The organism is Azospirillum sp. BE72, assembly GCF_031455875.1.
Classification (GTDB): domain Bacteria; phylum Pseudomonadota; class Alphaproteobacteria; order Azospirillales; family Azospirillaceae; genus Azospirillum.
In genome coordinates, this window is record NZ_JAVDTO010000004.1 from 371,551 (window position 1) to 382,852 (window position 11,302).

Consider the following 11,302-nt stretch of genomic DNA (forward strand, 5'->3'; position numbering starts at 1 on the left):
GCGGCCATCGGCGAACCGCTCACACCCCGAAATCAGGCTTCCCGGCCAGGATGTTGGACGTCACATGCCGGATGTCGCGCAGGCCGCACATCGCCATGGTGACGTCCATCTCCTTGCGGATGATCTCCAGGCACTGGGCCACGCCGGCCTCGCCGCCGGCTCCCAGGCCGTAGAGGAAGGCGCGGCCGATGAAGGTGCCCTTGGCGCCCAGCGCCAACGCCTTCACCACGTCCTGGCCGGAGCGGATGCCGCCGTCCATCAGCACCTCGATCCGGTCGCCGACCGCCTCGACGATGGCCGGCAGCGCCGCGATGGACGAGATGGCGCCGTCCAGTTGCCGCCCGCCATGGTTGGAGACGATCAGCGCGTCGGCCCCGGTGTCGGCCGCCATCACCGCGTCTTCCGCGTCGAGGATGCCCTTCAGGATCAGCTTGCCGCCCCAGCGATCGCGGATGCGGCGCACGTCGTCCCAGTTCAGCGTCGGGTCGAACTGCTCCGCCGTCCAGGAGGACAGCGACGACAGGTTGCTGACGCCGGTGGCGTGGCCGACGATGTTGCGGAAGGTGCGGCGGTGGGTCCGCAGCATGTTGATCGACCAGCGCGGCTTGGTCGCCATGTCCAGGATGTTGCCGACGGTCAGCTTCGGCGGGGTGGACAAGCCGTTCTTGATGTCCTTGTGACGCTGGCCGAGGATCTGCAGGTCCAGCGTCAGCACCAGCGCCGAACAGCCGGCCGCCTTGGCCCGGTCGATCAGCTTGTCGATGAAGTCGCGGTCGCGCATGACGTACAGCTGGAACCAGAAGGGCTTGTCGGTATTCTCCGCCACATCCTCGATCGAGCAGATGCTCATGGTCGACAGCGTGAAGGGAACGCCGGCCTTGGCTGCGGCACGCGCGGCCAGGATCTCGCCGTCGGCATGCTGCATTCCCGTCAGGCCGGTCGGGGCCAGCGCCACCGGCATCGCCACCGGCTGGCCGACCATGGTGCTGGCCAGCGTCCGGTTGGTCATGTCCACCGCCACGCGCTGGCGCAGCTTGATCCGGCCGAAATCCGATTCGTTGGCGCGGTAGGTCGACTCGGTGTAGGAGCCGGAATCCGCGTAATCATAGAACATCCGCGGCACGCGCCATTCCGCCAGCTGCCGCAGATCCTCGATGCAGGTGACGGGCCGGTCGGTGAACAGGTTCGCCCAGCGCGACGGAGGCCGCGACGAGGGCATGCGAACGGAGGTCATGGGGCGTGTCTCAACGGTTGCGCGTGAAACGAAGGGGGTAGGATTTGGCCATCCCCTCCGCGCACCGTCAAGCACGCCCTCATCGGATCCCTGCTGAATCCGTCCGTCCGCCGGTCAGCGTGCCGGCTTGGCCTTGCGCTTCGGCTTGGCGGGTTTGGGTGGCGTCATCATGGATTTCAGCGCCGCCGACTGGTTGCGCTTGGCCGCCGACATCGCGGCTGTGGTCCACATGCCGGTGGCACGGTTGGCCCAGGACAACCAGGCGCTCATGAAGGGATTCTTGGCCATGGCGGTACGACTCCGGGACGGTTGGGGTGCCGACTCAACAACGGCTTCGGGGTGGATGTTGCGCTGCACAGGACTTCGCCGATCATGTGCGCAAATTTTCGGCGGAACCGCTGCATTCTTAGGCAAACGCATTGACCAGGAGCGACCGGCTTGCAGTGTAGAAGCCCTTCCTCCCTTGCGGGAGAAGGGTTGGGATGAGGGGGCAGTCGGCCGCAGGCCGGGGGGATCCCAGATTTCCACCCCTCACCCCAACCCCTCTCCCACAAGGGGAGAGGGGCCTGTTTTTGTTGGCATATGCATTGCTTCATCACCTGCGGGGCAGCGCGATCATGGGGGAACGGGCCGGATGGTGACACAGCAGGAAAGCAGGGACGGCGGAGCGGGCGCCGCGGCCGCAAGATTCCTGCGCGCCGCCAAGCTGTGCCGTATCCGCGACGTTGAACAGCTTCTGACCGTCAGTGCCCTGGTCCGCGACATGGGCGGGCTGATCCACGCGCTGCAGAAGGAACGCGGCGCCTCCTCCATCTATCTTGGTTCCAGCGGAAAGCGCTTCGCCGACGACCGCGCCCGCTGGCAGGCCGACGCCAAGGCGCTGGAGGCGGTCCTGCGCGACCGGCTCGACCAAGTCGACGAGCAGCTCGGCCGCCTCGGTTCGGGCGCTCAGTTCTACAACCGCGTCGCCATCGCCCTGCATGCACTGGACGGGCTGCCGGCGCTGCGGGATCAGGTGGCGTCGCTGGCACTGGTGCCGCAGGATGCCGTGAAGTCCTTCACCGACATCGTCGGCCATCTGCTGGCCGTGGTGTTCGAGGCGGCGGATATCGCCGCCGATCCGGCGATCTCCCGCGCGCTGGTGGCGCTGTTCAACATCGTGCAGGGCAAGGAATTCGCCGGGCAGGAGCGGGCGACGGCCAGCGCCGGCTTCTCGCGCGGGCGGTTCGATGGGGCGGAGCATGGCCGGCTCGCCCAGCTGATCGATGCGCAGAACCGCGCCTTCCGCATCGTCGCGGAATTCGCCGACCCCACCCACACAGCCGCTTTTCGCGCTGCGCTTTCCGATCCGGCGATGGCGGAGGTGGAGAGGATGCGGGCGGTGGCGCTCGGCGACGGTGCCCGCCATGGCGAACTGTCGGGCATCACGCCGGAATCCTGGTTCGAGCAGGCCACGCGGCGGATGGACCTATTGAAAACGGTAGAAGACCGGCTGACGGAGGATCTGCGCCTGCTGTGCGAGGCGAAGCTGGCCCAGGCGCGCGCCGATCTGGAACAGGCCGACCTGCGCGGACATGATGCGGTGATGCCGGTGGCGATGGTGCTGGTCGACGCCGATCCCGCCCTGCCCGGGCAGGACGGCACCGGGCTCTACGCCCCGGACGGGTTGCGGCCGAAGCTGATGCGCTCCGTGCTCGATGTCGTGCAGGCGCAGTCGCAGCGTCTGCGCGACGTCAGCCTTGAGTTGGAGACCGCCAAGGCGGCGCTGAACGAGCGCAAGGTGATCGACCGCGCCAAGGGCCTGCTGATGTCCACCCGCAACCTGTCGGAGGAGGAGGCCTACAAGCTGATCCGCAAGACGGCGATGAACCAGAACAAGCGCATCATCGAGGTCGCCGAGGCGATCCTCAGCATGTCCGACATACTGCGCGGCGTGACGGCGGGCGGCGGGGTGGGCGGCGGCTGAGGACGGCCTTTTCTACTGCACCGTCCGCACCGGCGAGAAGGGCAGGCCGGCCTGATCCAGCGCCCGGTCGATCACCTCCTCGGACTTCTGGTCGAACAGCTGCAGAAGCAGGTCGTCGACCATCCAGTCGTTGGTGGGGGTGCAGGCGGTGAACAGTTCGCTGATGACCTCCGACTGGAAGTCCTCGCGCCGGCTCTCCTCGCCCTCATACTCCATCCGCTTGGCGACGCCGACCGCGACCTGGAAGGGATGGGTCAGGCCGGGGGCGACGGTCGCCTTCTTCATCAGCGCCGCCATGCCAAGCTCTCCGTCGTCCCAGGCCAGCCGGCGTGCGTTCTCCGCCGGAATGCCGGCGCGCAGCGCCATGCCGGCGACGAACAGCGACAGGTCGCCGGCGCACAGCGCCCGGAACAGCAGCACCGGCGTCAGGCGGCGGTTGGCGTGCAGCCACTGGATCACCGAATCGATGTCCTCGGCGCCGCGCAGCACCGGGCGCAGCAGCCGCATGGTCGCCGCCTCCCGCCCGCGCTCCACCAGCCGTTCGACCAGTTCGCGCGACAGGCCGTGCGCCTGCATCAGGGTGGTGCGCATGCTGTCCGACACGAAGGCGACGACGCGCTCCACCATCGCCAGCGACAGGCCGGGGCGGGTCGCCGCGGCCTCGCTGACCATGCGGACGCGGCCGAAGCGGTCGAGCGCGCGGTGCATCGCGCTGTCCGGCACCTCGGCCCCGTCGTTGCGCAGCAGGGCGGTGACGGCGACGACGTTGCCGCGCTCCGCGATGGCTCCCGACACGCGGGCCGAGACCTTCGACCGGCTGGCGACCGCCACATGCTTGCCGGAATCCGGATCGGACAGCACGTCCAGCAGCAGGTCGTCGGTCAGTCCCGCCGCGTCGCGCAGGATCGGGAAGGCCACCCGCCCGACATCGCGGACCAGCCGTTCGGCCAGATCCCCGGTCAGCAGGGGGCTGTTGCGCAACTGCCAAGCCACCGCCTCGCGCACCGCCACCTGGGCGTCGCCGGCGAAGCAATGCACCACCTCGATCGCCAGCGACCGTTCCGCCGGGCTGAGCGCGCCGGCTTCCAGGTCGTGGAACAGCTTGTTCATCGTCTCGATCCGCGTCTCCGCGGTGGGCGAGGTCAGCAGGCGTTCCACATCCCGCGACGACAGGGCGTTCGGGTTGGGCGCCTCAGGTTGAGAGGTCTGCGGTTTGGCGGCATGTGGCATAGGGGCACCCGGCTGCGGCATCGGACGAAAACCCATCAATCGAAATCGAGACAGGAATAGCGGACCATGTCGCCCCACAGCCGGTCGAGCCGGCGGAGCGTGCGGTAGCTGGCCTTCAGGTCGCGCGCCTCGGTCTCGTTGCGCACCAGCGCCTCGGCCTGGGCGTGTTCCATCCGCCGCAGCCCTTCCCACAGCTCCCGCCCCTTGTCGGTCAGCTGGAGCCGCGCGGTGCGGCGGTCGCGCTGGTTGGCGGCGCGGTTGATGTAACCGGCATCGACCAGGATCTTCAGGCTGTAGGACGCGTTGGAGCCCAGGTAATAGCCGCGCTCCATCAGGTCGCGGACCGACAGCTCGTCCTCGCCGATCAGCATCACCATCAGCGCCTGGACTGGGCCGATGTCCTCGATGCCCTGCTTGGACAGGCCGACGCGCACGACGTCCAGATAACGCCGGTGCATCCGCTCGATCAGGCGCGCCATGCCGTGGAAGTCGGCGAGGTCGAGGTCCTCGCCGGGTTTCCGAGCGGGGTCGCCGCCCGGCTTGCCGTCCGGTCCCGGTTCGGGCGCGTCGTCATCGTCCCAGTTCAGGTTGCTCATCGCGTCCATGATCCCGGCTCTGCCATTGCCGCCATCCTTCTCGCCTCTGCCTTACTCCGCCGCGGCGGCGAGGCCGCGGAAACCATTCGGGTGCGCGCTGCGCCACGCCCAGGCGCCGGCGATGATGCTGTCCAGCTCCGGGAAGCGCGGCTGCCAGCCGAGATCGCGGCGGATGCGCTCCGACGAGGCGATCAGCACCGGAAGGTCGCCGGGCCGCCGCGGACCGATCTTCACCGGCACCGTCCGTCCGGTGATGCGCTCCACCGACGAGATCACCTCGCGCACGCTGTAGCCGGTGCCGTTGCCGAGGTTGTAGCGGACCGACCGCTCCTCCAGCGCGTCCAGCACCCGCAGATGGGCGTCGGCCAGATCGCAGACATGGATGTAGTCGCGGATGCAGGTGCCGTCGCGCGTGTCGTAATCGTCGCCGAAGATCTCGATGTGCGGACGCTTGCCGGTGGCGGCGTCCATCACCAGCGGGATCAGGTGCGTTTCCGGGCTGTGGTCCTCGCCCAGTTTGCCATTGGGGTGCGCCCCGGCGGCATTGAAGTAGCGCAGGCAGGCGGAGCGCAGGCCGTGGCAGCGGTCGGCCCAATGCAGGGCGCGCTCGATCATGAACTTCGATTCGCCATAGGGGCTGCCGGGATCGATCGCCTCATCCTCGTCGATGGGGATCCGCTTGGGCGAACCGAACAGGTTGGCGGTGGAGGAGAAGACCAGCTTCATCACCCCCGCCTTCACCGCGGCGCGGATCAGGTTCAGCGAAGTGACCGTGTTGCCGTGCAGATAGGCGTGCGGGTCGCGCATCGAATCGCCGACCACCGACAAGGCGGCGAAATGGAACACCGCGTCGAAACGCCATTCCGCGAAGACGCGGGCCAGCGCCGCCTCGTCGGCGAGGTCGGCCTGGACGAAGGCGGCCTCGGGCGGAACGGCGGCGATATGACCCTGACGCAGATTGTCGAACACCACGACACGATGGCCATGGTCGAGAAGTTCCGCCACGCAATGGCTGCCGACATAGCCGGCGCCGCCTGTGACGAGGATGGTCTTCGGGGTCGTCATGGATCGGGTTTCCTTGAACCGGTTTTCGGGCCGCAACCGGAAACGGGCGGCCGGCATGGTGGAAGGAAAGGGGGGCGGGGCAGGGGCGGGATGGGGGAAGCCCGGCGCCCTGCGCAAATCATCGCGATGCACCATGCACGATAACCGAGGGCTCTGACCAGATGGCTGCAAACCCCACCCAAAAAGGCCTAAGACCTTCGGTGAAGCGCCGAATCTCGTAGAAAAATCAATTGTTTGCCAACCACTTTGCACCCCTTTCGCGGGAACTGGAAAGGGGTAGAACCCGAAACTTGTCACACGTCTCTAAAATGTCCCCGGTGTAAAGCTTGAGCGTGCCAAGTCCGCCGACGCTTCCCCCCGCGTCTGGATCCGCCATGCATAGGCGACCGTTCCTTGATTGGACCGGCCGCACCCGGCGCCCCCCCGGCCGGCTTCCTGTCCAGCGCACCACCCGCCGGCAGCTTTTTCCGTTTTTCCCTCCCCCGAGTTCCAGCGCCGCCTTGATCGGCCAATCCTCCACCAGGAAGGATCGAAGATGAGTTCCGTGGATCGGCCCCTGCTGACCCAAGCCTACCGGAAGATCGGGCATGGCCTGCTGCTGGCCGGCATCCTCAGCCTGTTCGTGAATGTCCTGATGCTGGTGGTTCCGCTCTTCACCATGCAGGTCTACGACCGCGTGATGAGCAGCCGCAGCCTGGAAACGCTGACGATGCTGGCGATCATCGCGGTGGGGGCGCTGGCGCTGTACGGCGTGCTGGACTTCATCCGCGCCCGCGCCTTCCTGGTGACGAGCGCCGTGATCGCCCACCGCTTCAACGTGCCGGCGCTGGAGGCGTCCATCGTCGATGCGCTGTCCGGCGGGCCGCGCAATGCGGCGCAGACCATGCGCGACCTGAACGACCTGCGGGCCTTCATGACCAGCAGCGCCGTCACCGCGCCGCTGGAATTGATCTGGGCGCCGATCTTCCTGGTGATCCTGTTCCTGCTGCACCCGGTCTACGGCTTCCTCGCCATCGGCGCCGCGCTGGTCCTGCTGGTGATGGGGGTGCTGACCGACGCGCTGACCCGGCGGCCGATGGCCGAGGCGAACGAGGCGTCGGCCCGCGTCTTCGCCGACATCGCCGGCACCGTCCGCCATGCCGAAGCCATCGAGGCGATGGGCATGCTGCCGGCGCTGGCGCGGCGCTGGCAGGCGGCGCAGAGCGGATCGGCCGGCATGATCGACCGCGGCGCCACCATGTCGCGCGGGCTGGCCGCGGCCTCGCGCTCGCTGCGGCTGATGCTGCAGGTCGGGGTGATCGCCGCCGGTGCCACGCTGGTGATCGACAATCTGGTGACCCCCGGCAGCATGATGGCGGCCGGCCTGATCACCGGGCGGCTTCTGCATCCCTTCGAACAGCTGGTCGACGGCTGGCGCCAGTGGGTCAAGGCGCTGGAGGCGCACCGGCGCATCCGCGACCTGCTGAACAACGGCGCTTCCGCGCGCTCCACCATGCCGCTGCCGGCGCCGCAGGGGACGCTGGCGGTCGACCGCGTCAGCCATGTGCCGGCGGGCCTGAACCGTCCGGTGCTGCGCAACGTCTCCTTCTCCGCCGAGGCGGGGGAGGTGCTCGGCATCATCGGCCCGTCGGGCGCCGGCAAATCGACACTGGCCCGCCTGCTCGTCGGCGTCTGGCAGCCGACCGCCGGCGGCATCTATCTGGACGGCACCAGCACCTATCTGTGGGAGCGCGAGAGCTTCGGCAAGTATGTCGGCTATGTCCCGCAGTCGGTGGCGCTGCTCGACGGCACCATCGGCGAGAACATCGCCCGCATGGCCAGCGCCGATCCGGCGGAGATCGTCCGCGCCGCCCGGCTGGCCGGCGTGCACGAGATGATCGGCCGCCTGCCCTTCGGTTACGACACGCCGGTGGGCGAGAGCGCCTTTTCCCTGTCCGGCGGCCAGCGGCAGCGCATCGCGTTGGCCCGCGCGCTTTTCGGCCGGCCGCGGCTGCTGGTGCTGGACGAGCCCAATTCCAACCTCGACCATGAGGGCGAGCAGGCCCTGCTGAACGCCGTTCACAAGGTGAAGGCCGAGGGCACCACCGTGGTGATGATCGCCCATCGCCCCTCCATCGTCGCGGTCGCCGACAAGCTCGTGGTGATGAAAGAGGGCGTCGTCGAGCATTTCGGCGCCCGCGCCGACGTCCTGAAACTGGTGCAGCCGGGCGGGGTCCCCGCCGGCGTGACCCGCCTCGTCCGCAGCGGAGAGCAACGATGACCAGCGAAACGCCCGCCCTGACATCCCCGACGGTCTGGACGGCGACCATCGACATGGATCCCGCCGAACCGTCGTTGCGCAATACCGCGCTGGCCGGGGCGTTGGCCGTGCTGGTCGGCTTCGGCGGCTTCCTGACCTGGGGCTTCACCGCCAGCCTGGACAGCGCGGCATTGGCCGCCGGCACAGTGATGGTGGAAAGCCACCGCAAGACCGTCTCCCATCTGGAAGGCGGCATCCTGCGCGACCTGCTGGTGAAGGACGGCGACCTCGTGCGTGCGGGCCAAGTGCTGTTGCGGATGGATTCGACGCAGAGCCAGGCGGTGGTGTCGCAGCTGCAGGGCCAATACTGGACGGCGCTGGCCCGGCTTGGCCGGCTGCGGGCGGAGCAGTCCGACGGCCCGAAGCCGCTGTTCAGCGACGATCTGGTGAAGGCGGCGCGCGACAACCCGGTGGCGGCCGAGGCGATGTCGGTCGAGGAGCGGCTGTTCCGGTCCCGGCTGGACAGCCACGAGGCGCAGTTGGGCATCCAGCGCCGCCAGATTTCCCAGCTGCGGGACGAGATCGCGGCGCTGGAATCCCAGCGCGTCGCCACCGCCGACCGGCTGCGCTACACCCGGGACGAATTGCAGGTGGTGCAGGGCCTGCTGGCGAAGGGATACGAACGTAAGCCGCGCATGCTTGAACTCCAGCGCAACGTCGCCGATTCCGAAGGACGGCTGGGCGAGCTGATGGCGAACAAGTCCAAGGCCGAACAGGCCATCGCGGCGGCCGAACTGACCATGATCAACCTCGGCAACACTCGCCGGTCGGAGGTGGCGGTCGATCTGCAGACGGCCCAGGCCAGCGTTTCCGACCTGTCGGAACGCCTGCGCAGTGCCGACGACATCCTGTTGCGCCAGGCGATCACCGCGCCGCAGGCGGGGCGCGTGACGGGCTTGCGGTTCTTCACGACCGGCGGCGTCATTCCGGCCGGCGCCGGCATCCTCGACATCGTGCCGCAGGACGACGCCATGATCGTGGAGGCCCGCGTCTCCCCCCACGACGTGCAGAATGTGGAGGTCGGCAGCAAGGCGATGGTGAAGCTGACCGGCTATCGCCAGCGTGCGGTGCCGCCGGTGGCAGGGCAGGTAGTGTCCCTGTCTGCCGACCAACTGCAGGACGAGCGCACCGGCGCCTTCTATTTCGCTGCCCGGATCAGCATGGATGCGGCGGAATTGAAGGCACTGCCGGATGTCGATCTTCATCCCGGCATGCCGGCCGAAGTCATGATCCATGGCCATGCCCGCCGCGCCATCGACTATTTCCTGACGCCGCTGACCGATGGGATGCAGCGGGCCTTCCGGGAGAAATAGACGGCACGCCCGTCCCCCCGGCCCTCCCCCGTTGGGCCGGTGCGGGCTGGGGCCGCCGGCAAGTGGGTCCATCCCCTGCAAGCGGTCCCGTGAAAGGGCCGGCGTCCCCCACGCCGGCCCTTTTGCCATTCCGGGTCAGTTCCATGACGCTTTTACTGTGCCGAAACTCACCGTTACTTGCATACTTGAGTATCGCGCCGAGGACATCCTTGGATGGGAAAGGCATCTCCCGCGTCGGCCCGGGATGATGACCGGCCATCGAATCCACTGCCTCACCGACCCTGTGGCATTAAGTGGGTGAACTGATTTTTAAAAACTATCTCTTAACCAAGAGAACTTTTCATGGTGATCCCGAGGGTTGGCGGCAATCCAGAGTCTGGAAGTGGGTCTGACCAACATTATTGCAATGGGAACTGCTTAGAAATTCGAAGCAAATCAGACTAACTCTCTTTTTGAAAATATAGACAATGCGTTGTTCTGTGAGATTCTTCTGTTCTGACTCAACTTTTTCTTCCCACAGCCCATCTTTTATCACACTATCCCCCCGATAGATTTGGTTACACCGAAAGGCGAGCTCAGCCTTTCGAGCGAGGCCGAAAGACGGCCCAAAAATCCCAATCACATCGCAAGGAGATACCTACGATGGCTACGGTTCCTGGGGGCAGCTACGACGATGTGAAGGTCGGCGGCAATCACGCCGATCTTCTCGATGGCGGGCAGGGTAACGATCTGTTGCTGGGGGGCAACGGCGCGGACACCCTGCTCGGCGGCGCTGGACACGATGCTCTGTTCGGGGGGAACGGGCAGGACGTGATCCATGGCGGCACTTCGGCGGATGTGCTGCTGGGGGGTAACGGCAACGACATCATCGACGGCGGTTCGGGCGACGACATCATCCTGGGGGGGAGTGGTGACGACGTTCTGATCGGCGGTGCCGGGCGCGACGTGCTGGACGGCGGCACCGGCGACGACGTGCTGTCCGGGGGGGACGGCAACGACGTGCTGACGGGCGGCAAGGGTGACGACATCCTGACCGGCGGCGGCCACGACGACATCCTCGACGGCGGCAAGGGCGACGACATCCTGCGCGGCGGCACCGGCAACGACGTGCTGAACGGCGGCGACGGCGACGACATGCTGTTCGGCGACGAAGGCAACGATCGCCTGGAAGGCGGCAAGGGCGACGATCTGCTGTCCGGCAGCGCCGGCCAGGACGTCTTCATCTTCTCCGGCGGCGGCGGCCAGGACGTGGTCCTGGACTTCAAGGCCGGCGAGGACGTGCTGCAGATCTCCCGCAACATCAACGGCTTGAAGGTGAACGACGCTGCCGATCTGGCCGCCCGCGTCACCGACCAGCATGGCGATGCCGTGATCGACCTCGGCCATGGCGACAGCATCACGCTGAAGGGTGTCTCGGCTGCGGACATCCACAACCACCCGAACGACTTCTTCGTCATCCACTAACCGGGCACTGATCGTTCCCTGCTTCTTGAGCAGTGAATGAAAGGGACGGACCGGTGGTGTCAAAGCCGCCGCCGGTCCTCCTTTGCCCGAAATCAGCACTTCCGAAGTTCAAACCCCCGACTTTCAAACCATCGA

Annotated in this window: 9 protein-coding genes; 4 read left to right on the plus strand and 5 right to left on the minus strand. The window is 67.2% G+C overall.

The genetic code is table 11. The features are described 5' to 3' along the window. Window positions 1-19: 19 nt before the first annotated feature. Both J2Y49_RS16085 and J2Y49_RS16090 read right to left on the minus strand, forming a co-directional pair. The gene (locus tag J2Y49_RS16085) at window positions 20-1,234 is read right to left on the minus strand and encodes an alpha-hydroxy acid oxidase (RefSeq protein ID WP_310115868.1); all 1,215 of its coding nucleotides are present in this window, start codon (window positions 1,232-1,234) and stop codon (window positions 20-22) included. Between the two features lie 114 nt (window positions 1,235-1,348). Further along, window positions 1,349-1,522, minus strand: coding sequence for a hypothetical protein (locus tag J2Y49_RS16090; protein ID WP_310115869.1), 174 nt, complete (start codon window positions 1,520-1,522; stop codon window positions 1,349-1,351). 346 nt (window positions 1,523-1,868) lie between these two features. On the opposite strand from J2Y49_RS16090, the gene J2Y49_RS16095 reads away from it, so the two are divergent. Further along, window positions 1,869-3,200, plus strand: coding sequence for a nitrate- and nitrite sensing domain-containing protein (locus J2Y49_RS16095; protein ID WP_310115871.1), 1,332 nt, complete (start codon window positions 1,869-1,871; stop codon window positions 3,198-3,200). A gap of 12 nt (window positions 3,201-3,212) precedes the next feature. Here J2Y49_RS16095 and J2Y49_RS16100 read toward each other — a convergent pair whose 3' ends face one another. From J2Y49_RS16100 to galE, 3 genes are read right to left on the minus strand one after another with little or no spacing between them, the layout of a single operon-like run. Continuing rightward, window positions 3,213-4,430, minus strand: a complete 1,218-nt coding sequence (locus J2Y49_RS16100; RefSeq protein WP_310115872.1) for a DUF2336 domain-containing protein — start codon at window positions 4,428-4,430, stop codon at window positions 3,213-3,215. A 35-nt stretch (window positions 4,431-4,465) separates the two neighbouring features. Continuing rightward, window positions 4,466-5,026 (minus strand): winged helix DNA-binding protein, encoded by a 561-nt coding sequence (locus J2Y49_RS16105; protein WP_310115873.1) that lies wholly within the window; start codon window positions 5,024-5,026, stop codon window positions 4,466-4,468. Between the two features lie 51 nt (window positions 5,027-5,077). After that, entirely contained in the window at window positions 5,078-6,091 is a 1,014-nt protein-coding gene (gene galE, locus J2Y49_RS16110; protein WP_310115874.1) for a UDP-glucose 4-epimerase GalE, read from the minus strand. A gap of 535 nt (window positions 6,092-6,626) precedes the next feature. On the opposite strand from galE, the gene J2Y49_RS16115 reads away from it, so the two are divergent. The 3 genes from J2Y49_RS16115 to J2Y49_RS16125 all read left to right on the plus strand — a co-directional run bounded on the left by J2Y49_RS16115 (window position 6,627) and on the right by J2Y49_RS16125 (window position 11,167). Then, on the plus strand, window positions 6,627-8,351 hold the full coding sequence (locus J2Y49_RS16115) for a type I secretion system permease/ATPase (RefSeq protein WP_149224284.1): 1,725 nt from the start codon (window positions 6,627-6,629) through the stop codon (window positions 8,349-8,351). Beyond that, on the plus strand, window positions 8,348-9,703 hold the full coding sequence (locus J2Y49_RS16120) for an HlyD family type I secretion periplasmic adaptor subunit (protein ID WP_310115875.1): 1,356 nt from the start codon (window positions 8,348-8,350) through the stop codon (window positions 9,701-9,703). The genes J2Y49_RS16115 and J2Y49_RS16120 overlap by 4 nt, the downstream gene beginning before the upstream one ends. Window positions 9,704-10,345: 642 nt before the next feature. Further along, window positions 10,346-11,167 (plus strand): calcium-binding protein, encoded by an 822-nt coding sequence (locus J2Y49_RS16125; protein ID WP_310115876.1) that lies wholly within the window; start codon window positions 10,346-10,348, stop codon window positions 11,165-11,167. The last annotated feature ends 135 nt before the right edge of the window (window positions 11,168-11,302 follow it).